We start from the raw sequence: 25216 nt of genomic DNA, 5'->3' as shown, positions 1-25216 counted from the left end.
GTCAGGAGCGGAGATTGTCGGCAAATGGAATGGGAGCGTAGATATATATGAAAGTCATGATCGCCGCTGTATTTTATTTTCTGTATTGGGGCGTATGCTTTCTCGGAACAGACACGGACAGGAAAAATCTCATCGGATTGCGTTCCTATCCCGATGAGGTTCAGACCCGTGTGCAAAGCGACCCTCAGCTTGGGCAAGCAGTTCCGAAGGCAAAATCCACCGCTGCCATTTTGCTCAGTAATCTTCTTTTGTTTACAGTGGTGTTTTCCGTTTTGGGGCTTGCGTTGAAAAGTGTGCTGAGCCTAAACAATTACCTGTCAGCATTTTGGTACTTCCTTGCATTCGGCGAGGGATTGGGCCTGTTCGATCTCCTTGTGATCGATCTGCTCTGGTGGCGCAGTACAAAACGCATCCGTTTCTCGTTTTTGCCGGAGAAGAAATACTATCAAAATCCGAAAAAGCATATCGAATCGTTTTGGCGCGGTATCCCGTTGTTTGCCGCAGCTGCCGCACTGGCAGCCTTGATCGTTACCGTGCTTTGAAACAATACATGGGAGATGCTCCTCGCTGTATGGCCTCATCAAATACCCCGACGCGGGAATGCAATGATCTGCCATATTTGCGGACGTGAAGGAGAGAAGGTAAAGTCGAAATGAAAATCACGGTTCTTGTAACGCTCATGGTATTTCTGGCATACTTTCTTGTTTTATACGGCGGGGTGGGTTTCATTCAGGACAAGCGTTTTTTCTCATCCGCACCAAAGGAAAATCTGGACGCAATCCCCGATACAAAGGAACGATTTCCCAGCGCACATAGTATCGGCTGGGTGATTGAGATCATTGCCATCCTGCTTTTTCTCGCTGCGGCGGCACTAAGCGTATGGGACGGCGTCAGAAACGGCTTCGGCTTCCTGGACTTCTTTGTGCGGTTTCTCACCGTGCTCTACGCCATGGAGATCTACGACATCATTTTCTTTGACTGGGTGCTGCTGTGTCACTCCAATTTCTTTCCGCATTTCTATCCGGAGCTGAAGGGCGTGGTCGGTCCGCATATGTTCGGCTATAACAAGCGAACACATATCCGGCACTTTGTGATCTACATTCCCGCCTCCGCTGTGGCAGCGTGGCTTTGCGCACTGCTTTGAGGACGTGTGACAGAAGCAATAGTTTTGGGAGGCAGAGATTTTCTATGCGTGTGATAAAAAAAGTCCTGCATAAAAAAAGAAAAACAACAGAAGCCCATATCCAGCAGCTTCAGCATAAGGGAAAACAAGGAATCCGCTACACCGCGATGATGCCAGATGCCCGATTCGCACGCAGACTGAGAGGAGAAAAACAATGATCGTACTGCAACTGCTGCTTTATTGTCTGCTGTTTACCGCAATGGTAAAAATCGCTGTGATCGGCGGTGCTGTCAATGGACTGTACTTTTATCCCAAGGAGGTGCAGGATCGCGCCATCGAACTGGGACTGATCGACCGCAATACGATGAACCGGAAACGAAAATGCTTTATGATACCGTTCTTTGTCGTGATGCTTGCTGCTCTTGTGCTGATCATCGGTTTGTGGAATGGGGCTTCCTCCTTTGATGAGGCCTATTGGCAGGCGCTGCTGTTTCTTGAGGTTATGAATATCTATGACGGCATTGTAATCGACAAGCTATGGGTCGGGCACAGCCAGTTTTGGGTGTTGCCAGGGCTTGAAGATGCGCCGTTCGTGCAGACCTGGAGGCAGGTGCTGAAAAAGCGAAGCATACTGGCGCTGATCTGGGTTGCGGGAGCGGCAATTGTCGGCGGTATTGTCCATTTGATTTTCTAAGAAGTTGGAAATTGCCCAAATGAAAAGCAGAATCATGAACTGCAATCGGAGGCAAAAAAGATGAAGACGGAGAAAACGAAAATGCTGATTCGATGGTGCATTCTCGGTGCGATCGGGGCAGTACTGACGATCCTGGCGGCAGACATTGTGGTGCCCGCTTTGTCCTATCTGCTCAGCTTTGCCGCCGGAGCCATGCTGTATGTGATGGTGGAGGAGCTGATCCCGGAAATGTCGCAGGGGCAGCACTCTAACGTCGGCACGGTGTTTTTTGCGGTAGGCTTCAGCGTGATGATGGTACTGGATGTGGCACTGGGATAGCGCATGGTTGAGAAAATTGCGATGCAAGGGGCGAAGAAAGGAAAAACATGAAAGACAGAGATCTGCCAGTTGACCACAGCTGCCATTCCAAGCCCTGCAAAAGACGGATTGTGGAGATCGGATTGAATAAACAGTATGATTGATATCATTTTTCATGACAAAACGGGGGTCACTCCCTATAATCCCGGACAAACAGGCGGCTTTGAAAATGCGGCCGGAAGTGGAGAAATTCACTATTACCGGCTGTTTGATGGCGTGGGGATCATGCTGCTGCGGCTGGAGATGGAGACCTATACGGAAATCCGCACGCAGATCGGTATGATAGAGATCAATTTCTGCATCAATGGCCGTTTTGAAACCAGCTTTTCCATGCGTGATAGCGTTCTGCTAAAGCCGGGGGATATGGCCGTCAGCTGCTACGACGGACGGCATGGAACACGTTCAGAGTCACGGTTCCCGCTGGGCTGTTACGAAGGGCTGTGTCTGGAAGTTGATCCAGCAGCCGCTCAGAACTGGCTTGAGAAGAACGCACCGGGCTTTTCGGTGGATTTTGCGGTACTAAAGCAGAATCTTCTGGGAAACCGATGGTTCATGTTCGGTACGGCAGGACCCCGCTGTGAGCACGTTTTCCGGGAATTGTACGAAAATGCGCCCTACATGGATCTCCGGTTCCTGCGGCTCAAGGTGGTGGAGCTGTTGATGCTGCTGAGCCGCATTCCGCAGGAGGAAGGAACGGACTTGTACTGTTCTACCGAACAGACCGAACTGGCACACCATCTCCGGGATCACCTTCTGACAAACCGGGAGGGGTATGTCTCCCTTGCGCAGCTGGCAGAAGAACACGGGATCTCGGTTTCGCACCTGCAAAAAATGTTCAAACAGGTCTACGGTGTGCCAGTATACCACTATATCAAGGAATACCGTCTGGAACAGGCTGCCGTAGAGCTTGTCCGGAGCGCAAAGCCCATTACGCAGATCGCACAGAATGCAGGATATGACAACGCCAGCAAGTTTTCGGAGGCTTTCCGGAAACGATATGGAACGACCCCGTCGCAGTACCGCACCCACGCAAATGGACTCGCAAAACGGAGCAGGGAAATCAGAATGGAGTAGTCCACGGCCGAAAAATATGCTAAAGTACAGAGCGGTTAGAACAAACTTACTTTAAAACCGGAGGTACTTTCATATGATGATGAAAAAGAAATTTGTTGCAGTGGCCTTGTCTGCGGTCTGCCTGCTGTCTGCTGTCGGCTGCGGCCAGCAGAGCGCAAGCACAGCGTCTTCGGCATCCAGCGTTTCCTCCTCGGTGGCTTCTTCGGCTTCCGCAAGTCAGGTAATGGATGCGGAGGATTATCTGTCTGGTATCAGCGGGACTTATGTGGAACTGTTCCCGGAGATGGCAAAGAGTGAATACCGGAATTTGTGGCTCGACGCTGCGACTCCGCTGGTAGGCGAGGACAATGCGGAATCGGCTACGGATATGCTGCTGGGAATGTGCATGGCAGAGCCGTATGGCGAGGAGGCTATTGAAAAATATGCAGCAGATCCGGACAGCACGGCGTTCAACTGCTATTTTCTGGGCGGCGTGGAAAAATTCGTGATGAATGGCGACACCATCACCGGTTTGGATGCGCAAGGACAGGAAGTGTTTGCACACACCTACCAGAAACTGGATGTGGACAATGAAAACAGCTTCCTCTTCTACCAGAGCGAGGATGCGGATTCCGGGGAGTTTACCTACTTTGCCTTTGCGCCCGATACGATGGAAACGACGTATCATCTGGAATTCCGCTATGCAGAGGATCTCGACGACCTGCAGAGCTGGTATGAAGGAAATTATGCTTATTGGAATGCTGCCGCCATCGCAGAGAACTATGATCAGGCAACTATGGAAAATGTCATTGAACTTTTCGCCACAGAAAATTTGTCTGAGGCAGAATAAGCGGCACATGTGCACCCGATCATGTCAGGCAGTTGCGCATGGCAATATTACGGTAAGGATGTGATTTGATTGAAAAAACGATCGGACTTTTCCCGGCTGATGGGCTACGCCGGGAACTACCGATATTTCACCTACGCTTCGTGGGTGCTGTCTGCGGTCAGTGCGCTGGTGGCGCTGGTGCCCTTTGTGTACATCTGGAAGATCCTGCGGGATGTGCTGAACGCCGCGCCGGACTACGCGCAGGCGGTGAACATCCCCCATTACGGCTGGATGGCAGTGTTGTTTGCAGTGCTGTCTTACCTTATTTACATTGCGGCGCTGATGTGCTCCCACCTGTCGGCGTTCCGGGTGGCGACCAATCTGCGGCTGGCGGTGTCGGAGCATCTGGCGGTGCTGCCGCTGGGCTTTGCCGAGACTTTCGGCAGCGGTAAGCTGCGCAAGATCATCCACGAGAGCACCGGAGCCGCCGAGACCTATCTTGCCCACCAGCTGCCCGATCAGTATAACGCCATCGCAACCCCGGTGGGGCTGCTGGTTTTGCTGCTGGCGTTCGACTGGCGGCTGGGGCTGCTGAGCCTTGCGCCGGTGGTGCTGGCTTTCCTCATTATGACGACCATGACCGGCAAGCGGATGGCTGAAAAAATGCGGCAGTACGGCAACGCCTTGGAGGCTATGTCCAACGAGGCAGTGGAATACGTCCGGGGCATCCCGGTGGTCAAGACCTTCGGGCAATCGGTATTTTCCTTCAAAAAGTTCAAGACCACCATTGATGAGTATGAAAAGTGGGTCATCTCCTACACCAAAGACCTGCGCCTGCCCATGATGTTCTATACCGCCGCCGTCAACGGCGTGTTCGCCTTTTTGATCGCGGGCGGGCTGCTGTTCACGACCCACGGCGTCACCCCGGAGTTTCTGCTGAACCTGCTGTTCTATATCATCATCACGCCGGTGATCTCCCTGACTTTGACCCGTATAATGTACATGAGTGAGAACAAGATGGTGGTAGCGGATGCGCTGGCACGCATCGACTCGGTGCTGGAGGCGGCGCCCATGCAGGTGCAGGCTGTTCCGCAGCACCCGAAGGATTCCTCTGTCACGTTGCAGGATGTGCATTTCAGCTACGACGGAAAAACCGAGGTCATCAAGGGCGTTTCTCTGGACATTCAGCCGGGACAGACCGTAGCTTTTGTAGGCCCTTCCGGCGGCGGAAAATCCACGCTGGCAAACCTTGTCTGCCGGTTCTTTGATGTGCAGAGCGGCAGCGTCCGGGTGGGCGGAGCGGATGTGCGGGATATCCCCAAGGAAGAGCTGATGGATACCATCTCCTTTGTGTTCCAGAACAGCCGCCTGCTCAAGGGCAGCATTCTGGATAACGTCCGTCTGGGCAGACCGCAGGCCACCGAAGCCGAGGTGCTGGCAGCGTTGAAAGCCGCGCAGTGCATGGATATCGTGGAGAAGTTCCCGGCGGGCATCCATACCGTTATCGGCACCAAGGGCGTGTATTTGTCCGGCGGCGAGCAGCAGCGCATTGCCATTGCCCGCGCCATGCTGAAAAATGCGCCCATCCTGATCCTGGACGAGGCCACCGCTTTTGCCGACCCGGACAATGAAGCTAAGGTGCAGGCGGCCTTTGCCCGGCTTGCCAAGGGCAAAACGGTGCTGATGATCGCACACCGCCTGTCTACCGTAGCCAACGCTGACTGCATCTATGTGGTGCAGGATGGGCGTATTACGGAGACTGGCACAAAGGACGAACTGTGCGCGCAGAACGGCCTGTTTGCCCGGATGTGGCAGGATTATCAGGCCTCGGTGCAGTGGAAGGTCGCAAAGGAGGGGTAAAGGATGATCGAAAAAATTCAACACGCCACGGCCAGCTCCCCGGAGGGCGCAAAGGGGCTTGTAAAGGGCGTTCTGGCCTGTGCGTTCCAAAACATGGCGTTCATGCTGCCCACCGGACTGCTGTATCTCTTGGTAAAAGATCTGCTGGCAGGCTCCGCGAGCGGGAGAACCGCCTTTTATCTGCTGGGGTGTGCGGCCTGCTTTGCGCTGATCTTGCTGACCACATGGTTCCAGTACAACGACACCTATTTTACGACCTATAAAGAGAGCGGCACTCGCCGCCTGACCCTTGCGGAGCGGCTGCGCAAGTTACCCCTGTCCTTTTTCGGCAAGCGGGACCTTGCCGACCTGACCAGCACCATCATGGCAGACTGCGAGGTGTTGGAAAAGGACTGCTCCCACTTCATCCCCGGTCTGTTCGGTTCCCTCATCTCTACCGTGCTCATTGCCCTGAGCCTGTTCGCCTTTGACGGACGGATGGCGCTGGCAGCCCTGTGGGTCATCCCGGTATCCGCTGCCATCGTGATGGGCAGCTACCGGGTGCAGGACAAGGTGCAGGCCAAGACCATGGCGGCGAAAATGGCTTGTGCGGACGGCATTCAGGAGTACATCGAGACCCTCCGCGACCTGAAAGCCAGCAATGCGGAGCAACGGTATCTGTCCGGTCTTTCCGACAAAATTCGGGCTGTGGAAAAGCAGTCCATCGCGGCAGAGCTGGAAACGGCGCTGTTCGTGTCCTCTGCGGGCATGGTGCTCAAGCTGGGCATTGCGTCGGTGGCACTCACCGGCGCGGTGCTGCTGGTGCAGGGCAGTATCGACGTGCTGACCCTGTTTCTGTTCCTGATGGCGGCTTCCCGGATGTACGACCCTATGCAGGGCGCGTTGCAGAATCTGGCAGCGGTCATTGCCATGCGCACCAATGTGGGGCGGATGAACGAGATTCTGGACGCTCCCTTGCAGGTCGGCAGCGAGCAGCTGACCAATCAGGGCTGCGATATCGTGTTCGACCATGTGGGCTTTGCCTACAACTCCGGCGAGACGGTGCTGCGAGATGTCTCCTTTACCGCAAAGCAGGGCGAGGTCACGGCACTGGTGGGCCCCTCCGGCGGCGGCAAGACCACTGTTTCCCGGCTGGCAGCACGGTTCTGGGACTACCAGAAGGGCAGCATCACCGTGGGCGGCATGGAGGTTTCCCGAATCGACCCGGAAAAGCTCATGAGCCTGTATTCCATCGTGTTTCAGGATGTGACGCTGTTTGACAACACGATCCTGGAAAACATTCGTCTGGGGCGCAAGGGTGCCACCGACGAGGAGGTCCTTGCGGCGGCAAAGCTGGCAAACTGCGAGGAATTTGCCGAAAAGCTGCCGGACAAATGGAACACGAACATCGGCGAGAATGGCTGTGCTCTTTCCGGCGGCGAGCGTCAGCGCATTTCCATTGCCCGCGCCTTCCTGAAGGATGCGCCCATCATTCTGTTGGACGAGGCCACCGCCAGTCTGGACGTGGAGAACGAAACTGCCATTCAGGAGGCTCTTTCGCGGCTCATAAAACACAAAACCGTCCTTATCATCGCCCACCGGATGCGCACCGTAGCCGGTGCGGATAAAATCGTGGTGCTGTCGGGCGGTATCGTGGCCGAGCAGGGCAGCCCGGCAGAGCTGTACGCCCGGAAGGGGCTGTATACCCACATGGTGGATCTGCAGTCGGCAAGCCAGAACTGGACGATCTGAGAATGAGGGCGGCTTTTATTTGGGAAAAAGTCTTGCATTCAGTTAAAAACTGTGGTATATACATTATACGAAACACTATTTTGAAAGAACGCTCCACCGTTCAATGATGTATAAATGGGAGGTGCTTGCCGTGACCGCCGTGATCTATGCCCGCTATTCTACTGACAGTCAGCGTGAAGAATCCATTGAAGGTCAGATCCGGGAATGCACCGCCTATGCGGAGAAGAACGGCTTTACGGTGGTCAAACACTACATCGATCGTGCCGTTTCTGCAAAAACGGACAACCGCCCGCAGTTCCAACAGATGATCAAAGACAGTGAACGTGGCATCTTTGATGTTATCATCGTCTGGAAACTTGACCGCTTTGCTCGGAACCGCTACGACAGCGCACGGTACAAGACCCAGCTGAAACGCAATGGTGTGAAGCTGGTATCGGCTACGGAAATCATTTCGGCTGGCCCGGAGGGCATCATTCTGGAGTCTGTTCTGGAGGGCTATGCGGAATACTACTCGGCTGACCTGTCTGAAAAGGTCGTGCGTGGCATGACCGAGAATGCTCTCAAGGGTATTTATAATGGCGGCACGATTCCGTTCGGCTACATGATCGATGAGACCCGGCATTACCAGCCCGACCCGCTGCTGGCCCCGTATGTGGAGCAGACGTTCCAGAAGTATGCAGACGGCGCGACCATGACTGATCTGCGGGATTGGTTAAAGGCGCACAACATTAAAAATTCGATGGGCGGGGAGATGTCCTATAATACCATTCAGCGGATGCTGAGTAATCGCCGGTACATCGGCGAATTGCGCTTGCGGGATGTGGTGCAGCCCAATGCGATTCCGGCTCTCGTGTCAGAAGAACTGTTCAATAAGGTGCAGGAAAAGCTGGCAAAAAACAAAAAGGCCCCTGCCCGTCATAAAGCAGAGGAAAGCTATCTGCTCACTACCAAGCTATACTGCGGCAAGTGCGGAGCGCTGATGTTCGGAGAAAGCGGTGTCAGCCACACCGGGAAAATGTATACCTACTACAAGTGTGCTGCTGCCAAGAAGAAAAAGACCTGCGATAAAAAGGCCGTGCGGAAACAGTGGCTGGAAGATCTGGTGGTCAACGAGACCATGAAGCTGGTGGAAGATGACGCTTCCATGAATGCTATCATCGCCAAAGTGATGGAACTGCAAAACCAGGAAAGCACGGATTTGCCCATCTACGAAAAGCAGTTGAAGGAAACGGAAGTCGGCATCACCAATATGCTGAACGCTATCCAGATGGGCATCCTGACCAGTTCCACGAAAGAGCGGTTGGAGGCTCTGGAAGAACAGCGGAAAGAACTGCAAGCCCGCATTGCAGAGGAACGGCTGGCAAAACCGAAGATGAAAGAAGAGTTCGTCCGGTTCTGGCTGCTCCGCTTCCGCAAGCTGGACATGACTCAGCCGGAGCAGCGGCAGGCACTGGTGGACACCTTCATCAATGCCATCTATCTCTACGATGATAAGGTCCTCATCACCTTTAATTATAAGGAAGGTACGGAAACGGTCGCTTTCGGGGAAGCCGTGAAAGCGGAGAAAAGTTCGGATATGAGTGCGCGAGGTGCACCAAATTTTGAACGTCAAATCGTAAGATTTGGCGTTCTTTTTTGTTATGTAACCCCGAAAAATCGGGGTTTGCACGGTCAATGCACGGTTTTTGCACGGTCGGCGTTTTCGTGGGAATCCTCTGCATGGGCTGGAATTGCTTTGAAATGCGTGGTAAATTTTGCATCAGGTCAGCAGAGCCAGACGGAGCTGCGCCTTTACTTCGGGGTCTGCGTCCTTCAGAAGTTCCAGCAGAGCGGTCATGGAGATGGTCGGTTCGCCTGCGGCGGGTACAGCCTGCGGGCTGGGGCTTTCCTGTTTAGCATAGAACCCTTCCTCAAATTTCCTGCCCAGTTCTACACGAGAGGACTGCTGGATATGAGCGTAGGTGTTCACCAGCATATCCGCCGTGGCGTGCCCTGTGGTGCCCTGAACGGCTTTCACATCGCCGCCGGAGATCATCAGTTGATAGGTGGCACTGGAATGCCGCAAACCGTGGAACACAATGCGGGGGAATTCCGGGTGGGCATCCTGCCATTTGAGGAACTTCTTGCGGATCAGCACCGGCTCCACTGCCAGACCATTGGGTAGACGGAACAGCATTCCGCTATCATGGTAGCGTGCCGGGTCTTTCATCTCGTCTGCCGCCAACTGATTCAGCCACTTCTTCAATTCCTCTTTCAGTGCAGAGGTCATGAAGATGGTACGGCAGGAGGATGCGGTTTTGGTGCTTTTCAGGATGAGGGAAGTGGTGCTGCGCTCCAGCTTGTCCGGGAATATCTTGATGATGCAGCCATCGTCCACTTGATTTAGGGCTTCTTTCCGCACCCGCTGCATGGACTTGTTGATACGGAAGGTTCCGATGCCATCTGCTGCGTCAAAATCGAGATCTTCCGGGGTCAGACCTACGATCTCGCCCTCTCGCAGTGCGCCCACCAGTGTGAGGTGGACTGCCAGATGCAGGATGGGGTCCTCCATGCTGTCCAGAGCCGCCCTCATTTCCTCTACCGTCCAGATGGTGCGCTCCTGCGTAGACTTCTTGGGGCTGTCCACGGGAACAGGGCTTTTGACAAGGATGCCCCACTCTACGGCATACTGGAAGGCAGTGCCCAGCAGCCGGTGCACCTCATGGATCGTTGTGCCGGAAAGGAAACGCTACTTCTGCTTTTCGGTCAGTTCCTGCTTCTTGCCCTCGATATACGAACCACAGGGCGTTTTGCTCAGGGTCGTGTAGAGGTTCTCCATGTGGTAGGGCCTGAGCTTCTGCATCTCCATGCTACCGATATAGGGGATAATGAGATTCTGAATGGTGGAAAGGTTGGATTCGTAGGTTTTGGGTGCCCACTTGTGCTTGCTGCACTGTTTCGGCAGCCAGTCCATCAGGAACTCTGCCACCGTTACCGAGGACGGAATCAGGAAAGTGCCAGCGGCCAGTTCATGCTCGATTTGCTTTTTTCGGTTCGTTGCCTCCTCTTTTGTGGGAAAGCTCTCCCATTTGTCGCAGCTCTTGCCGTGCTCATCTTCGTAGGTGTAGCGGACGCTGTAAGAGTTGCCGCGCTTCGTAATATATGCCATACTGTTTGCCTCCTTATCAAGCTGCCCGGTAGAGCCACGCATCGAAGCTGTCCTTCGGCACACGGATGCTTCCGCCTACCCGCAGGACACGGAATTCGGTAGTGCTGTTGCACAGATTGTAAGCAGAGCGCAGGCTGATGGCCAGCATTCGTGCGATCTCTTCCACCGTATACACCAGCTTCGTGGTTTTCGGGCTGTCAGTCGGAGACTTGACGGCATTGGTTTGAGTGACCACCTCCATTGTAGTGGGATTCGAGTTCTTTTGCAAGAACTTATTCGTATAATTTTCGGATTTCACAGCTTCGGTCATGTCAGGCCGATTCAAATTCATAGGCAAGCCTCCATATCCTTGTAGCCGGGTGACTTCTACACCCAGCAATTTTTGCTTTCCGACAGGTTCGGCTTTATCCGATCAAAAGTTTCAGTCGTTCCAGCTTTTCCTGTGCGTTCTCTTTGCGCAAACTGACCCCAATGCAGGAGATCGGAACGCACATTTCCAATAGGCGGTCATAGATGCGGGCATGGGCGGTATCCTGTGGGTATCGTATCTCGCCCAGTGTCAGGTTGGTGGTGACGATCAGTGGCTTCTGGCTGCGGTATCTGCTGTCCACGATGCTGTAGATCTGTTCCAGTGCGTACTCGGTACCACGCTCCATGCCGAAGTCGTCAATGATGAGCAGGGGATAGCGGCAGAGCCTGTCCACAACATCGTTCCGCCCGGAAAAGCTGCTGTTCAACTCGTTCAGGATTCGGGCGAAGTTTGTCATACGCACAGGCACCTCCTGCTCCATCAGAGCGTTTGCAATGCACCCGGCAAGGAAACTCTTGCCTGTGCCCACACCGCCCCAGAGGAGCAGCCCAAGGTTCTCTGCGCGCATGGTCTGCCATTGTTCCACATAGCAGCGTGCATCTCAAATCTTTTGACAGCTTGGAAAGCGGATAAACTACATAAATGCGCCCCTGTGCGTCCATCCAGTTGTTCTTTTGAGAAAGCGTAGCCCGGTCCAGCAGCAGAGTGTAGAGCAGCTTCGCTGTGTGGCTTGGGTCTGTGTCCAGCAAAAAGCGGGCATAAGGCAGATATTGCGGCAGTGGCATATTGGGTTTCAAGTAATCCGAAATGGAATTCACCTCCATTTTTACATCCGAATTAGTGCTAGACCGTTTGAGAGTTTTGGTTTCCATCATTGTTCAGACGATCTTTTACCGTCTGAAGATACCGACTGGCACGGTCGATAAAAATCAGCAGTTTCTCATTGTTCTTCGGTTCAGTAAGAATATCCGGATATTCACGAAAGCACATTTCCCACCGCCGGACAAAATCCTCCTGCGCTCCCTGAATCTCGCACATCATGGCTTCGCCATCTGCCAAGCGGCGAGGTGAATAGATGCTCTTGACGGCATCCTTGAGATTCTGCTTTTCTTCCTTGTTGAGTCCTTTCTTATGCCCCTGAATGTCTTGCTTGAAGGTCGTTATAAACTCATTGCCCTTTGAAGGCGAAGAATACGAATCCGTGATACTGGAATCCCGTTCGCCTTTAGGCTTACGAAGCTCTGCCACAACTTCGGGACGCTTTTCCTTTGGAACCTTTGCAATCGAGGAAATTTCACGATCGGTTGCCCGGATCTTTCCACTCAGGATTTCTTTCTGCGCTCCGGGTACTGCCTCCTCCGCAGCTTCCACACCTTTTGCAAATTGCTCTGCACGGTAAACATAACTTTCGGATGTTCCATGTTCCGCAGCGACCTTCGACCGTGAACCGTGCTTTGTGCGGTCTGGTTCATTTTGAACCAGACCACTTTCAGATGCCAAAGTATACTGATTGCCGTGAAACGATTTGATTTGCTTTTCCGCTTCTGCCTGCTTTCCGATCAGGAACTTTTTCTGTTCTGGGGTCAGGTTTCGCCGCCCAAGCTGATTTTTACAGATCCATACGAGTGCTTCATAACGGCTGGAAAATTCTTTTTCGATGACTTCAAATGGAATAAATGGATATTTCCGAAGAATTTGATAGCGTGTATGTCCATCCACAATATAGCCGTTCCACGTGATGATCGGATTCAGTACACGTTCTTCTTTTAGGATGTTCATTTCCAGTTGGTGGGTTTCCTCAAACGACGGAGGGTTGATTTGATTCTGGAACTCCGGATCGATTTTAAGCTGGCTCAGCTTTGTCATAGGCAAACCATCCTTTCTGAAATGAAATAGAATATCATTGTTCTTACGCCGTTCTCTCTGTATGGTGTTCCTGCCCCTTTCCAGCGGCGTTTTCCGGCTCGTCCTCATAGGGTCTCTTCGCCGGGTATTCCATGCAGACGGTCATGTGATTTTCAAGGTTCGATGAAGGCTTGTAGAAAGCATATCACAATGAAGCAGAAATTTTTAGGAAGCATTCCTTCCGCTTTTTACATTCAAAACCGAAAGTGATAGTTCCGGTTTGATGCAATATTGAATGAATCAACGCCGATTTTCATAGAACAAATTTTTCTCCAAGAAAATTTGCTCATTCGGCATCAGCGAGGATACACGGTCAGCGCAATTTTTTGCTGAACATCGGGTTTGGGCGAAGCCCAACAAGTATTTTGAAGCTGGATTTGTAAAAAATCAGGTTCAAAACTTGCGAGGTGGTACCGGCTCGCCCTGCTTGCGGCGGTTGCAAATGCGAAAAATTTTTCTTGCAGAAAATAACCGTCCGCTTCAAGTTGAACTTGAAAACGGACGGTCCTGATTGCAAAATGATTTTCAAATTTGGAAAGCACGTTGAGAGGTTTCATAGCATCCGCAAGCAGTGTCTTCGTATATACAAAGACCGTTTTGCGCTGCAAAATACTTGCTGGGAAATCCCCAAGCCCTTGAACTGCATCCGATGGATGCAGGCTGTACATTTTTGCAAAACGTTCTTTCGGTGCTCCGTATGAAGCACGGAAAACGAACCCATTGTGGGACAAAAGCATCAGATAGGGTCGGCAGGCTCCCCGGCTTCAATTTTTCCAAGGTACCGCCACAGGGTCGTGCGGCTGATGCCCAGCTGCCGGGCGGCGGCGGCGCGGTTGCCGCCGTGGGCGGCTACCGTCTGCTGCACCACCTCGCCGATGATGCTTTCCAGCGTGCGGGAGGTGTCGGTGCTGATCACCGCCGCCGGGTGCGCCGCCGGGGCGCTGCGCAGGCTGCGCTCCTTGGAGAGCAGGTCTGCCACGCTGCTGCTGCGGATGTAGGGGCCGTTCGTCAGGGTGGCAAGGGAGCGCAGCAGGTTTTTGAACTGGGTGTAGTTGTTCGGCCACGGGTACTGCCGCAGCATCTCGATGGCGCGGGGCTCAAAGCCGGAGAGCTGCTTGCCCAGCTCCAGATTCAGGCTGTTCAGGTACAAACTGGAAAGGGACGGGATCTCGTCCGACCGGCTGCGCAGCGGGGGCAGCTCCAGCGTCAGTGCGCCCAGCCGCTCGATGAACCGGCGGGTGACCGGCGAGACCGGTTCCTCCGGCCGCACCGAGCGGGAGAACAGCAGCCGCACCCGGCGGGCAAGACCGGTCTCCTCGATGGCAGCCAGCAGTTCGGCGCTCCACTGTTCCGGGATAGCCTCAAAGTTCTGGAAGTAGACTGTGTTGCCGTTGGCGTTCAGGGGCGAGGTATAATGGTTGAGCAGAAAATCCCATGATTTATCATTCATCAAAGCGCAGTTCGCCACCACGAGGGGGCGGTTCACCAGTGCGCTGTGCAGATAGAGGTAGCGGGCGATCTGCTCTTTGCCGGTGCCCGGCTCGCCGCAGATGAACAGGGGCTGGCGCACGGTGGCAAGGGCGTTGATCTCGGCGTCCTGCGTGCCCATGGCACCGCTCAGGCTGTAAAAGCTGTTGGAGAAAAGATACTCGCACTCGCCTTTGTTCAGCGACCGCAGCCCCGGGCGGCTGGAATGCAGCGGGATGCGGGAGGGCACGCAGTAGAACAGATACCGCTGCACATTGTTCATCAGCAGCACCTGTGCTGTGATGCTGTACAGCTGGCTGCGCTCGGTGTAGTAGAACTTTAAGCTGCCCGTGGCGGGGATCTCCCGCAGATGGGTCTGCAAACAGCGGTGCAGCTCCGGGGAGATGTCCTTCATATTGTTATAGTACAGGCTGCCGTCCGGCTCCATCACCACCACGCGGCCGCCCTGCTCCTGCGTGATGCTGCGCAGAAACAGGTTCTCCTGCCGCAGCTGGCCGAACCATGTGCTGATGTTCACCGCCTGATCGATGGCGCTGTGCAGGCTTTCGATGCCGGAGGTGATCAGGAAGGCGTCAAAGCCCATCTCCCGGGCAATGGTGTGGGTGACCATATCACAGACCACCATCCGGTAGCCGCCCTGCTTGAGCCGCTCCAAGGTGTGGCGCACCTCCTCGGCACTGCGGACGGTGAGGATGTCCAAATCAAAGTTCAGCAGGCTGCAAAGGGTGTGGGCGGGTTCGGTGATGCTGGGAAAGCCCACGATGGCGTACAGGCTGGTGTAGTTCTCTGCCAGTTTCATGGTGCGCAGCACATCATACACCGAGATATGGATATCCACCACCGGCAGGTCGGTCACCTGCCGGATCAGGGTGGCGGTGCCGCCGCGGGAGATGATGCAGTCGTAGCTGTTGGGGGCCATGCGCTGCACGATGGCCTGTCCCTCTTCCAGATCGCCGGTGTACACCTCCAGCTCAACGTTGGGGTAGGCCTGCGCCGCCTGCTCCATGGCGGTGCGCATTCCGTCGTAGGGGGCAATGCCCAGAATGCGGGTGTGAGTCTCGACCATAAAACGTCCCTCCGTGTTTCTCTTTGAAACTATTATAAACGGTCTGGTTCAAAAAGAAAACAGAATATGGTTTCAAAATAGAACGTTTTTGCCAACAAAACAAAAAGAAAATTGAAAACGTGCTAAAATGAAACGATTTTCCCGCTTGCGCCGGGTGCATTCCCCTGCCGGATACGGCATAATGAAAGCACAAAAACAAGTGAGGGGGCACGAACAATGCTTCGCCTGCTGATGATTGCAGATGATTTTACGGGTGCGCTGGATACCGGCGTACAGCTTGCGGCACACGGCATCCCCACGCAGGTCGTGGTGGGTCAGGCAGACCTTTCCGCGTGCAGCAGCACCGTGCTGGTGGTGGATACCGAAACGCGGCATCTGCCCGCCGCAAAGGCTGCAAAGGCCGTTGAAGAGCTGACCCGCAGCGCGGTGGAAAACGGCGTGGGCTGCATCTATAAAAAGACGGATTCCGCCCTGCGCGGCAACATCGGCGCAGAGCTTGCCGCCCTGCTCAAAGCAAGCGGCGCACGCAATTTGCCCTTTCTGCCGGCCTTCCCGCAGATCGGACGCACCACAAAAAAAGGCGTCCACTACATCGACGGTGTGCCGGTGAACGAAAGCCCCTTCGGCATCGACCCCTTCGAACCGGTGCGCTGTGCCGAGGTGACAAAGCTGATCCATTTGCAGACTGAGATCCCCGCACAGAACCTGCGCCCCGGTGAGACGGCAGCGGACAAGACCGGCATTCTGGTGTATGACGCTGCAACCGCCGCAGATCTGGAAACCGCCGGGCGGCAGCTGTTCCAGAATGGAACACCCCCGGTGCTGGCAGGCTGTGCAGGCTTTGCCGCCTTTCTGCCGGAGCTGCTGGGGCTTTCGGACGGCAGCGTGGTCGAGACCCCGCAGCTGGACCCCCGGCTGCTGGTGCTCTGCGGCAGCGTGAACCCCATCACCCTGCGGCAGATGGACACCGCCGAAAAGGCAGGCTTTGCCCGCCTGCGGCTGACCCCCCGGCAGAAGCTGGAGCCCGGCTACTGGGCAAGCGCCGACGGCAAGGCTGCGCTGGCAGAAATTGAACAGATGCTGGCAGCAAACCCCCGCTGCATCATCGAGACGAATGACGCCGGGGGCAACCAGCTTACCGCCGATTACGCCGCCGCCCGGGGCATTGACTTGGACGGCATGCGAGTGGGCATTTCCGGCAGCGTCGGGCAGATGTTCGGGGCGCTGTTCGGCAGCGAACATCTGGGTACGCTGCTGCTCACCGGCGGCGACACCCTGCTGCAATGTATGAACAGCGTGGGCGCACGGGAGCTGGAACCGGTGTGCGAACTGGAAAGCGGCATCGTGCTGGCGCGGTTCACCTATCAGGGGCGCACCCGCTACGTCATTACCAAGTCCGGCGGCTTTGGGCAGGAGGATCTGCTGGTGGAGCTGGCAGACCGCATTGCAAAGCATTGAGAACAGAAGCAGACAGCCCTTTGCGGCTGGAACAGAAGATAAATGTAACAGAAGGAGAACGACCATGACCTATGCAAAACTGCCCGGCCTGACCTGGGACGGCACCGTGTACGAGAACGAGGAGATGGGCACACTGGAAGCCCTGCTGCCCACCGGCGGCTGGCCCACCGCCCACGCACCTGCCATGGTGGAGCTGCCCAACGGTGACCTGCTCTGCTGCTGGTTCGCCGGTACTTATGAGGGCAGCGCAGATGTGCACATCATCTGCTCGGTGTTGCCGCATGACGGTACCAAGTGGCTGGAGCCGGTGAATATCTCCGGCGACCCCACCCGCAGCGAGCAGAACCCCTCGCTGTTCTACGGCCCGGACAACGCCGTGTGGGCGATGTACACTGCCCAGCTGGACCGCGTAGAGGGTAAGGACAATATGCAGTTCACCGCTGTGGTGCGCTGCCAGAAGAGCACCGACGGCGGCAAAACATGGGGCGACTACACCACCGTGTTCCCGGAGGAAGGCACCTTCTGCCGCCAGCCCATTCAGGTGCTGTCCAACGGCCGCTGGATCTTTGCCAACTGGCTGTGCACCGACTCTGCCGAGGGTCTGTCCGGCGACCCCACCGCCTTCCGCATCTCGGACGATGAGGGCAAGACTTGGCGCATGGTCATGATGCCCGGCAGCAACGGCCACGTCCACGCCAATGTCATCGAGCTGGAACCGGGGCATCTGGTGGCCTTTATGCGCAACCGCGAGGCCTACCGCATCCACCGCAGCGAGTCCTTTGACTGGGGCGAGACTTGGACGGTGCCTGCACCCACCCCGCTGCCCAATAACAACTCCAGCATCAGCGCGGTCAAGCTGCAGAGCGGCCGCATCGCCATTGCCTATAACCCCACCTGCACCCCCAACCCCGTGCCCGGCAAGGCTGCATGGCCCGGCCTGCGCTGCCCGGTGGCGGTGGCGCTTTCGGAGGACGGCGGCCTGACCTTCCCCATCATCCGCTGGATGGAGCGCGGCGAGGGCTACATGGGCGATGAGAACAAGACCAACAACAAGCAGTACGAGTACCCCTACCTGATGCAGGGACGGGACGGCATGCTGCATCTGGCCTACGCTGCCCGCACCCGGCAGGGCATCAAGTATGTCCGCTTCTCGGAGCAGGACGTGCTGGGCGCAAAGCGGGAGACCGTGGGTCTGTATAACCCCACCGCAGCGCAGAGCCGCTGAAAAAGCTTTTCGAGAGTTTCATCCTTTTTATAGATCAGAACATCATTCAGGAGGTTGATCAGTATGCTGACCCAGTACAATCTTAAAATGCCGCACGCAGTTTACGGCGGCGAGAACGCTATGGACAATATCACCGCCATCATCAAGGCGCGCGGCGCAAAAAAGGTAGCCATGTTCACCGATAAGGGCATTGAGGGCGCAGGCCTGTTTGCTCTGCCGGAAGAGGCCGTCAAGGCCTCCGGCGCAGAGTACTATGTGCTGGACGAGCTGCCCCCGGAGCCCAGCTACATGGCTGTGCAGAAGCTGGTGGACGAGTTCAAGGTCTCCGGTGCAGACCTGATCGTGGCCTGTGGCGGCGGCTCCGTGATGGACGCTGCCAAGCTGGCAAGCGTGCTGGTGACCGACGCCTACGGTGTGAAGGAGCTGCTGGATAACCCCGGCATGGCACAGAAGTGCGTGCCCATTGTGCTGATCCCCACCACCGCCGGTACCGGCGCCGAGGTCACCCCCAACGCCATCGTGGCTGTGCCTGAGAAGGAGCTGAAGGTGGGCATCGTCAACGAGAACATGATCGCGGACTACGTCATTCTGGACGCCCGCATGATCAAGAACCTGCCCCGCAAGATCGCAGCCGCTACCGGCGTGGATGCGCTGGCACACTGCATCGAGTGCTTTACCAGCAACAAGGCCAACCCCTTCAGCGACCTGTATGCACTGGAAGGCCTGGACCTGATCCTGAACAACATCGAAAAAGCCTGCGATGACCCCGAAGCCATGGCAGAGAAGAACCGGATGCAGATCGCAGCCTACTACGGCGGTCTGGCCATCACCGCTTCCGGCACCACCGCTGTGCACGCACTGAGCTACCCGCTGGGCGGCAAGTACCACATTGCACACGGTGTGTCCAACGCCATTCTGCTGGCACCGGTCATGCGCTTCAACAGCGAGCACCCCGCCGTGCGCGAGCGTCTGGCTGCCGCCTACGACCGCTGCTGCCACGAGGAAAAGACCTGCACCACCGTGGAGGAAAAGACTGCATGGATGATCGCCCGTCTGGAGCACATCGTCAAGCATCTGGATATCCCCACCAGCCTCAAGGAGTTTGGCGTGCCTGCCGAGGATCTGGAAGGTCTGGTCAACGCCGGTATGCAGGTACAGCGCCTGCTGGTGAACAATATGCGCCCCGTTACCGCCGACGACGCACGCAAGCTGTATCAGGAAATCATGTAACAGAAAAGGAGTAAAGACTTATGAAGACCAGCGATATCAAGGGCATCATCCCTCCCGTAATCACCCCCATGAACAACGACCCTGAGCAGACGGTCAACCATCAGGCTCTGCGCGAGCAGGTGGAGCGCCTGCTGGCAGGCGGCGTGCACGGCATCTTCCCCATGGGCACCAACGGCGAAGCCTACGCCCTGTCCTTCCAGGAGAAGGAAGAGATCCTTGCCACTGTCATCGATCAGGTAAAGGGCCGCGTACCGGTCTACGCAGGCACCGGCTGCATCACCACCGCCGAGACCATCCGCCTGAGCAAGCGTGCCGAGGAGCTGGGCGCAGACGCACTGTCCATCATCACCCCCAGCTTTGCACTGGCCTCTCAGAAGGAGCTGTACGACCACTACACCGCTGTGGCAAAGGCTGTGAACCTGCCCATCATCCTGTACAACATCCCCGCCCGCACCGGCAACAAGCTGCTGCCCGAGACCGTGCAGGCACTGTGCCGTGACGTGGAGAACATCGTGGGCGCAAAGGATTCCAGCGGCGATATCGAGAACCTGAAGGCCTACATCCGCCTGACCCGCGAGCTGGATAAGGAAGTTGCCATTCTGGCCGGTAACGACGGCGCCATCCTGACCTGCCTGAAAGAGGGCGGCGCAGGCGGCATTGCAGGCCGCGCCAACATCTGGCCGGAGACCGTTGCCAAGATCTACGATTGCTTCAAGGCCGGAGATCTGGAGGGCGCACAGGCTGCACAGGACGCCATTGCCATCCTGCAGCAGACCTTCAAGTACGGCAACCCCAACACCATCATCAAGACCGCCGTTGCCCTGCAGGGTCACCCCGTTGGCAAGTGCCGCGCACCCTTCAACTATGTGCCGGAAGAGGGCATGGAGGCCATCAAGAAGGTTCTGGCAGAGAACGAGGCCAAGGGTCTGCACTGAAACGCACTGAAGCAAGGAGAAGGCTGCTATGAATAAACCCATTGTCGGTATTACCATGGGCGATCCCGCCGGTTCCGGCCCGGAGATCACCATCAAGGCTCTGGCTGACCCGGAGCAGTACAGCTACTGCCGCCCCATCGTGGTGGGCGATGTGAAGGTGATGGAGCAGGCCAAGAAGTTCGTTGGCCGCGAGGACATCGTCATCCACCGCTGCGAGAAGGTGTCGGATGCCCTGTTCACCCCCGGCACCATCGACGTGCTGCATCTGGATCTGATCGAGGACATCAGCAAGTTTGAGATAGCAAAGGTCAGCGTGGAGGGCGGCAACGCAGCCTTCCAGTGCGTGAAAAAGGTCATTGAGCTGGCCATGGCGGGTGAGGTGGATGCCACCTGCACCAACGCCCTGAACAAGGAAGCCATGAACAAGGCACTGGAGTACTACCACGGCGAAAAGTCGGACGGCTACACCCACTTTGACGGCCACACCGAGATCTACGCCACCTACACCCACACCAAAAAGTACACCATGATGCTGGCTCATCACGACCTGCGCGTGGTGCACGTTTCCACCCACGTTTCCCTGCGGGAAGCCTGCGACCGGGTCAAGAAGGATCGCGTGCTGGAGGTCATCGAGATCGCCAACAAGGCCTGCAAGGATATGGGCATCGAGAACCCCCGCATCGCTGTGGCGGGTCTGAACCCCCACTGCGGCGAGAACGGCCTGTTCGGCCGGGAGGAGATCGAGGAGATCACCCCCGCCATCGAGGCTGCCAAGGCCGAGGGCATTACCGGCGTTGTGGGCCCCTGCCCGCCGGACAGCGTGTTCTCGCAGGCCCTCGGCGGCTGGTACGACATCGTGGTGTGTATGTACCACGATCAGGGTCACATCCCGCTCAAGACCGTGGGCTTTGTCTACGACCGCGAAAAGCAGGAGTGGAAGGCCGTGGAGGGCGTCAACGTCACGCTGGGTCTGCCCATCATCCGCGCCAGCGTGGATCACGGCACCGACTTCTACCACGCCGGTAAGGGCAACGGCAACGAGCTGAGCCTTGTCAACGCCATCAAGTATGCGGTCAAAATGACCGGCCGCGCCAACTAAGTTATCCCCATCCCAACCAATTCTTCATTTTCTTCCAGAGAGAGCCGCTGCACCCCGTACGGTGCGGCGGCTTTTTCTGGTTTTGGGGACGAACTCCCTCAGGGAGCGAACCCTCTCAGGCGCTTCCGTGCCAGATGAGGGGCAGCACCCGTTAGCCTTGCACGCCCTCTCAGGCGCTCCCGCGCCAGCTCTCCCAAGGGGAGAGCCAAGGTCTAAGGCTCGTTGCTAAAGTATTAGGTTCAATGAGGAAGTTTTCGGCAGTGCTCTTGGCTCTCCCTTTGGGAGAGCTGGCAAAGCCGTAGGCTTTGACTGAGAGGGCGCACGGCGATAGCCGTGACGGAAAGGGTGCCCTGTTTCAAAAAGCAACAAATCAGCCGAAACTAACTGCAATATGTTTCAAAAAGCGACACATTGCGGCAAAAGAATTGAACAAATTCTGAATATGTTTCAAAAAAGAACACAACGAGCCCAAAAATGATTGTGACGCACAGCGGAAAACTATATACTTTTAATCAAGAAAGCCGCATCGGAATTGTGCAAAGGGTCGGGCTCTTGCGCAACAGGTACTGCGGACACAAAAAAGGAGGAAACGTTCTATGACACTTCCCATGATCATTGCTCTGGCAGTGACTGTCCTCATGATCATCCTGATCATGGTGGATAAACTGCCCTTCGGTGCACCCCCGCTGCTGGCGCTGCTGCTGCTGGTGGTGTTCGGCGTTACCGACATCAAGACCGCCTTCGGCGGTTTCGCAAACCCCACCATCGTCATGCTGGCATCCTTCATGGCCATCATTGCGGCCCTGCAGAAGACCAGCTTCATCGTCAAGTTCAAGCAGACCATGTTCAACATGGCCAGCAAGGGCGGCTTTAAGGCCTACGTCCTGCTGATCCTCATCGTTATGCTGGGCTGCAGCCTGTTTGGCACCGGTTCCACCGCCTACTATGTGCTGGTCATCGGCCTGCTGTCCACTCTGCCCTACTCCAAGCAGCTGCCCCCGTCCAGGGTTCTGATGCCTGCGGGCTTTGCAGCAAACCACCCGCTGCTGCCCTTCAACACCGCTCTGCAGTACGGCATCGTGATCGCCGTTCTGGAAAGCGCAGGCGTTGCGGCAAACGTCAATCTGGTCAAGTTCTCTCTGGTCAACCTGTGCCTGTCCATCGGCTTCCTGGTGTGGTGCGTCCTGGCCTACAAGATCCTGCCGGACCACCCCATTGCCGAGGCCAAGGAAGAGGCTCTCCACGCCGGTGAGCAGAAGGTCGCCCTGACCAAGAATCAGGAGCTCATCACCTACTTCAGCTTTGTGCTCGCCGTTGTGGGCATGATCCTGCAGAGCAAGATCGGTGACGCAGGCTACGCCATCACCGGTCTGGCCGTGGGCATCATCCTGATCTCCGGCGTCATGGACTTCAACGAGATCCGCAACTCCATCAGCGCACCCATCATCCTGATGTCCGCAGGCGTCATCGGCATCGCCGATGCTCTGGGCAACACCGGCCTGACCAGTCTGGTCGGCGAGACCGTTGCCAAGATGCTGGGCACCAACGTCAACCCCTTCGTGCTGATCTTCGCTTTCTGCATCCTGACCAGTGTGCTGGCCACCCTGACCGGTTCCACCATCGGCACCGTGTACGTCTTTGCTCCCATGGCCATTGCCACCTGCGTCAATCTGGGTCTGGATCCCACCGCAGCCGCTGCCGCTATCGTGGTCTCCGGCTGGTGCGGACACTTCCTGCCCATTGACGGTATGCCCGCCATGATTATGGGCGCCGGCGACTACAAGATCACCGAGTTCTGGAAGTTCACCATTCCGCAGTACTTCATCCGTCTGCTGGCGCTGACGGTGGGTGCTGTGCTGATCTTCCCCATGAAGTAACAGGAGAAACACCAAATGAAAAACACGTTTGAGCTGGAGCACGTCGGCATCAACACCGACAACGCAGGCGAGGCCGAGCAGCTGGCGCTGCTGCTGTGCAAGCTGTTCAACTTGGAGCCCCGCCACGGACAGAAGTCCGAGTTTGCCGGTAACTATTTCGAGTGCATGAAGAGCCCCTTTCTGGGCAAGAACGGCCACATCGCAATGCGCACCCCCGACCTGAAGGCTGCGATGGAGGAGCTGGAGGAAAATGGCTTCCGCTTCCGCATGGAGACTGCCGCCTATTTTGAGGACGGCCGCATCAAGAATGTGTATCTTGAGGGCGAGTACGGCGGTTTTGCCATCCACATCATGCAGAAATAACGCCAACTGACCGATCTTGTGCAGAACCGGGGATGGAGCGATCCGTTCCCGGTTCTGTGGTTCACGCCCCGCGAAAATTCAGAGGAGAAAAATTATGCTGGTTCCTGTATTGCTTTTTATCGTCGGTCTGCTGTTCCTGATCAAGGGCGGCGACTGGTTCGTGGACGGTGCTTCGGCACTGGCCCGGCGGTTCCACCTGCCGGAGCTGCTTATCGGCGCAACGGTGGTGTCCATCGGCACTACTCTGCCGGAGGTCATGGTGTCCACCATGTCCGCCGTGTCCGGCCATGGTGAGATCGCCTACGGCAACGCCATCGGCTCGGTCATCTGCAACTCTGCCCTGATCGCCGCCATCACCATCGCCGTCCGTCCGGGCAAGGTAGACCCCAAGACCCTGCGGGTGCCGGTAGCCTTCTTCTTTGCCGCAGCCGCCATCTACTGCGTGGCTGCCTACGCCATGGGCGAATTCACCCGCCCGCTGGGCTTTGTGATGCTGGCCATGTTCGTGGCCTACATGGTGGCAAACGTATTGCAGATGAAAAAAGCCCCTGCCGCCGCCGAAGCGGAGGCCGAGGCCGAAAATGCAGGGGAAGAGATGTCCCTTACCAAAACGCTGGTGCTGCTGGTGCTGGGCGCTGTGCTGATCGCACTGGGCGCAAACCTGCTGGTGGATAACGGCACCCTCATCGCACAGGCACTGGGCGTGCCGGAGTCGGTCATCGCGCTGACCTTTGTGGCGCTGGGCACCTCTCTGCCGGAGCTGGTCACCGCCATCACCTCGCTGGTCAAGGGCTGCAGCGATTTGTCCCTTGGCAACATCGTGGGCGCAAACGTGTTCAATCTGGTGCTGGTCAGCGGTATGTCCGTCACGCTGGCGCCCTTCACCGTGCCGCAGAGCTCTACTTTGTTCGGCATCAATTCCAGCCTTGTGCTGGAGATCCCGGTCATGCTGGCTGTCATGATGATCATGACCCTTCCCGCACTGAAGCGCGGCAAGCTGTCCCGTGCACAGGGCATTATTCTGCTGTGCATCTACGCTGCCTTCTGCGCTATCCAGTTTACCATGTGACATTCCCGGAGATACTTCCTTGCCCCCGGTCTGCTTTGTCAGGCCGGTGGTCTTCCGTTGTACCGGCAGGAAAGCAGTTTCATCATAGTGGTATCCTCCAAGACTTGATTTTTAGTGTGCGGCCACTCAAACCAATGCCGTCAAGCCGGTGAGGATAGGGCGATTTTATTTGTCGGAGAGTAAGTGCACGGTTTCTGCACGGATTTTGCACGGTTTCAAAACGTGCAGAGGGTGCTTCTTGCTGCAAAATCCGACAAAGGATGCAGAAATTACTGGGTGAAAAATCACGTTGCTTTGATTAAAAATAACGATGACTCAAAACTTCCATAAATTGAGACGAACCGGTGGCTTGCTCTCTTAATCAGTGGGCCCAGGGTTCGAGTCCCTGGAGGTGCA

At 56.1% G+C, this 25216-nt stretch carries 22 protein-coding genes and 4 pseudogenes; 18 read left to right on the top strand and 8 right to left on the bottom strand.

The features are described from left to right. Positions 1–47 precede the first annotated feature (47 nt). The 10 genes and pseudogenes from MTP36_RS15425 to MTP36_RS16110 all read left to right on the top strand — a co-directional run. Positions 48–542, top strand: coding sequence for an ABC transporter permease (locus tag MTP36_RS15425; protein WP_249252269.1), 495 nt, complete (start codon positions 48–50; stop codon positions 540–542). 110 nt (positions 543–652) lie between these two features. Beyond that, positions 653–1144: a hypothetical protein gene (locus MTP36_RS15420; protein WP_249252268.1), complete on the top strand. Its 492-nt coding sequence runs from the start codon at positions 653–655 to the stop codon at positions 1142–1144. Positions 1145–1188: 44 nt separating this feature from the next. Then, positions 1189–1341, top strand: coding sequence for a hypothetical protein (locus tag MTP36_RS15415; RefSeq protein WP_249252266.1), 153 nt, complete (start codon positions 1189–1191; stop codon positions 1339–1341). Then, a complete protein-coding gene (locus MTP36_RS15410) occupies positions 1338–1817 on the top strand; it encodes a hypothetical protein (RefSeq protein WP_249252265.1) in 480 nt (159 codons plus the stop codon). The genes MTP36_RS15415 and MTP36_RS15410 overlap by 4 nt, the downstream gene beginning before the upstream one ends. A gap of 99 nt (positions 1818–1916) precedes the next feature. Further along, positions 1917–2135 (top strand): annotated as a pseudogene (locus tag MTP36_RS15405) (zinc transporter); the annotation flags it as partial. A 135-nt stretch (positions 2136–2270) separates the two neighbouring features. Then, entirely contained in the window at positions 2271–3248 is a 978-nt protein-coding gene (locus MTP36_RS15400) for a helix-turn-helix transcriptional regulator (RefSeq protein ID WP_005935772.1), read from the top strand. A gap of 73 nt (positions 3249–3321) precedes the next feature. Then, positions 3322–4077 (top strand): hypothetical protein, encoded by a 756-nt coding sequence (locus MTP36_RS15395; protein WP_097777098.1) that lies wholly within the window; start codon positions 3322–3324, stop codon positions 4075–4077. A 69-nt stretch (positions 4078–4146) separates the two neighbouring features. Then, the gene (locus tag MTP36_RS15390; RefSeq protein WP_249252263.1) at positions 4147–5916 is read left to right on the top strand and encodes an ABC transporter ATP-binding protein; all 1770 of its coding nucleotides are present in this window, start codon (positions 4147–4149) and stop codon (positions 5914–5916) included. A 3-nt stretch (positions 5917–5919) separates the two neighbouring features. Beyond that, entirely contained in the window at positions 5920–7647 is a 1728-nt protein-coding gene (locus MTP36_RS15385) for an ABC transporter ATP-binding protein (RefSeq protein ID WP_249252260.1), read from the top strand. Positions 7648–7750: 103 nt separating this feature from the next. Beyond that, positions 7751–8698, top strand: a pseudogene (locus MTP36_RS16110) (recombinase family protein); the annotation flags it as partial. Between the two features lie 708 nt (positions 8699–9406). Here MTP36_RS16110 and MTP36_RS15375 read toward each other — a convergent pair. The 8 genes and pseudogenes from MTP36_RS15375 to MTP36_RS15340 form a co-directional block, all read right to left on the bottom strand. Next, positions 9407–10345, bottom strand: a complete 939-nt coding sequence (locus MTP36_RS15375) for a site-specific integrase (RefSeq protein WP_249252258.1) — start codon at positions 10343–10345, stop codon at positions 9407–9409. A gap of 30 nt (positions 10346–10375) precedes the next feature. Next, complete coding sequence (locus MTP36_RS15370; RefSeq protein WP_249252256.1) at positions 10376–10795, bottom strand: N-terminal phage integrase SAM-like domain-containing protein; 420 nt, start codon at positions 10793–10795, stop codon at positions 10376–10378. Positions 10796–10811: 16 nt separating this feature from the next. Then, positions 10812–11126 (bottom strand): helix-turn-helix domain-containing protein, encoded by a 315-nt coding sequence (locus MTP36_RS15365; RefSeq protein ID WP_249252254.1) that lies wholly within the window; start codon positions 11124–11126, stop codon positions 10812–10814. A gap of 73 nt (positions 11127–11199) precedes the next feature. Continuing rightward, positions 11200–11703, bottom strand: a pseudogene (locus MTP36_RS15360) (ATP-binding protein); the annotation flags it as partial. A 55-nt stretch (positions 11704–11758) separates the two neighbouring features. Further along, positions 11759–11890 (bottom strand): annotated as a pseudogene (locus MTP36_RS15355) (replication initiator protein A); the annotation flags it as partial. 58 nt (positions 11891–11948) lie between these two features. Beyond that, positions 11949–12971, bottom strand: coding sequence for a hypothetical protein (locus tag MTP36_RS15350; protein ID WP_249252243.1), 1023 nt, complete (start codon positions 12969–12971; stop codon positions 11949–11951). A 335-nt stretch (positions 12972–13306) separates the two neighbouring features. Further along, positions 13307–13747: a hypothetical protein gene (locus MTP36_RS15345; protein ID WP_055186441.1), complete on the bottom strand. Its 441-nt coding sequence runs from the start codon at positions 13745–13747 to the stop codon at positions 13307–13309. Continuing rightward, positions 13747–15564 (bottom strand): sigma-54-dependent transcriptional regulator, encoded by a 1818-nt coding sequence (locus tag MTP36_RS15340; protein WP_249252241.1) that lies wholly within the window; start codon positions 15562–15564, stop codon positions 13747–13749. Before MTP36_RS15340 ends, MTP36_RS15345 begins: the two co-directional genes overlap by 1 nt. 216 nt (positions 15565–15780) lie before the next feature. Between MTP36_RS15340 and MTP36_RS15335 the strand changes: the two genes are divergently transcribed. The 8 genes from MTP36_RS15335 (at position 15781) to MTP36_RS15300 (ending at position 24820) form a co-directional block, all read left to right on the top strand. Further along, entirely contained in the window at positions 15781–17022 is a 1242-nt protein-coding gene (locus tag MTP36_RS15335; protein WP_097774484.1) for a four-carbon acid sugar kinase family protein, read from the top strand. Between the two features lie 64 nt (positions 17023–17086). Continuing rightward, positions 17087–18247 carry a sialidase family protein gene (locus tag MTP36_RS15330; protein WP_005922639.1) on the top strand — a complete coding sequence of 387 codons (1161 nt, stop codon included), beginning with the start codon at positions 17087–17089 and terminating at the stop codon, positions 18245–18247. A gap of 63 nt (positions 18248–18310) precedes the next feature. Next, a complete protein-coding gene (locus tag MTP36_RS15325; protein ID WP_005922638.1) occupies positions 18311–19477 on the top strand; it encodes an iron-containing alcohol dehydrogenase in 1167 nt (388 codons plus the stop codon). A gap of 20 nt (positions 19478–19497) precedes the next feature. After that, positions 19498–20412 carry a 4-hydroxy-tetrahydrodipicolinate synthase gene (gene dapA, locus MTP36_RS15320; RefSeq protein WP_005922637.1) on the top strand — a complete coding sequence of 305 codons (915 nt, stop codon included), beginning with the start codon at positions 19498–19500 and terminating at the stop codon, positions 20410–20412. A 28-nt stretch (positions 20413–20440) separates the two neighbouring features. Then, entirely contained in the window at positions 20441–21511 is a 1071-nt protein-coding gene (pdxA, locus tag MTP36_RS15315; protein ID WP_097774486.1) for a 4-hydroxythreonine-4-phosphate dehydrogenase PdxA, read from the top strand. 596 nt (positions 21512–22107) lie between these two features. After that, positions 22108–23388 carry an SLC13 family permease gene (locus MTP36_RS15310; RefSeq protein WP_015537573.1) on the top strand — a complete coding sequence of 427 codons (1281 nt, stop codon included), beginning with the start codon at positions 22108–22110 and terminating at the stop codon, positions 23386–23388. Positions 23389–23403: 15 nt separating this feature from the next. Next, positions 23404–23751, top strand: a complete 348-nt coding sequence (locus MTP36_RS15305; protein ID WP_005922633.1) for a hypothetical protein — start codon at positions 23404–23406, stop codon at positions 23749–23751. 94 nt (positions 23752–23845) lie between these two features. After that, a complete protein-coding gene (locus MTP36_RS15300; protein WP_005922631.1) occupies positions 23846–24820 on the top strand; it encodes a calcium/sodium antiporter in 975 nt (324 codons plus the stop codon). Positions 24821–25216: the final 396 nt, after the last annotated feature.

The sequence above is a fragment of the Faecalibacterium sp. I4-1-79 genome (genome assembly GCF_023347235.1).
Lineage (GTDB): Bacteria > Bacillota > Clostridia > Oscillospirales > Ruminococcaceae > Faecalibacterium > Faecalibacterium tardum.
The sequence above is the reverse complement of the archived record's forward strand: the minus strand, read 5'-3'. Positions and strand labels throughout refer to the sequence as shown.

Excerpts from the sequence above, each read along its gene's own strand:
- MTP36_RS15340 (WP_249252241.1), bottom strand. The coding sequence starts at position 15,564 with ATGGTCGAGACTCACACCCGCATTCTGGGCATTGCCCCCTACGACGGA.
- MTP36_RS15310 (WP_015537573.1), top strand. The coding sequence starts at position 22,108 with ATGACACTTCCCATGATCATTGCTCTGGCAGTGACTGTCCTCATGATC.
- MTP36_RS15305 (WP_005922633.1), top strand. The coding sequence starts at position 23,404 with ATGAAAAACACGTTTGAGCTGGAGCACGTCGGCATCAACACCGACAAC.
- MTP36_RS15370 (WP_249252256.1), bottom strand. The coding sequence starts at position 10,795 with ATGGCATATATTACGAAGCGCGGCAACTCTTACAGCGTCCGCTACACC.
- MTP36_RS15345 (WP_055186441.1), bottom strand. The coding sequence starts at position 13,747 with ATGCTTTTGTCCCACAATGGGTTCGTTTTCCGTGCTTCATACGGAGCA.
- MTP36_RS15400 (WP_005935772.1), top strand. The coding sequence starts at position 2,271 with ATGATTGATATCATTTTTCATGACAAAACGGGGGTCACTCCCTATAAT.
- MTP36_RS15330 (WP_005922639.1), top strand. The coding sequence starts at position 17,087 with ATGACCTATGCAAAACTGCCCGGCCTGACCTGGGACGGCACCGTGTAC.
- MTP36_RS15350 (WP_249252243.1), bottom strand. The coding sequence starts at position 12,971 with ATGACAAAGCTGAGCCAGCTTAAAATCGATCCGGAGTTCCAGAATCAA.
- MTP36_RS15365 (WP_249252254.1), bottom strand. The coding sequence starts at position 11,126 with ATGAATTTGAATCGGCCTGACATGACCGAAGCTGTGAAATCCGAAAAT.
- MTP36_RS15415 (WP_249252266.1), top strand. The coding sequence starts at position 1,189 with ATGCGTGTGATAAAAAAAGTCCTGCATAAAAAAAGAAAAACAACAGAA.
- pdxA (WP_097774486.1), top strand. The coding sequence starts at position 20,441 with ATGAATAAACCCATTGTCGGTATTACCATGGGCGATCCCGCCGGTTCC.
- MTP36_RS15395 (WP_097777098.1), top strand. The coding sequence starts at position 3,322 with ATGATGATGAAAAAGAAATTTGTTGCAGTGGCCTTGTCTGCGGTCTGC.
- MTP36_RS15325 (WP_005922638.1), top strand. The coding sequence starts at position 18,311 with ATGCTGACCCAGTACAATCTTAAAATGCCGCACGCAGTTTACGGCGGC.
- MTP36_RS15410 (WP_249252265.1), top strand. The coding sequence starts at position 1,338 with ATGATCGTACTGCAACTGCTGCTTTATTGTCTGCTGTTTACCGCAATG.
- MTP36_RS15335 (WP_097774484.1), top strand. The coding sequence starts at position 15,781 with ATGCTTCGCCTGCTGATGATTGCAGATGATTTTACGGGTGCGCTGGAT.
- MTP36_RS15385 (WP_249252260.1), top strand. The coding sequence starts at position 5,920 with ATGATCGAAAAAATTCAACACGCCACGGCCAGCTCCCCGGAGGGCGCA.
- dapA (WP_005922637.1), top strand. The coding sequence starts at position 19,498 with ATGAAGACCAGCGATATCAAGGGCATCATCCCTCCCGTAATCACCCCC.
- MTP36_RS15300 (WP_005922631.1), top strand. The coding sequence starts at position 23,846 with ATGCTGGTTCCTGTATTGCTTTTTATCGTCGGTCTGCTGTTCCTGATC.
- MTP36_RS15425 (WP_249252269.1), top strand. The coding sequence starts at position 48 with ATGAAAGTCATGATCGCCGCTGTATTTTATTTTCTGTATTGGGGCGTA.
- MTP36_RS15420 (WP_249252268.1), top strand. The coding sequence starts at position 653 with ATGAAAATCACGGTTCTTGTAACGCTCATGGTATTTCTGGCATACTTT.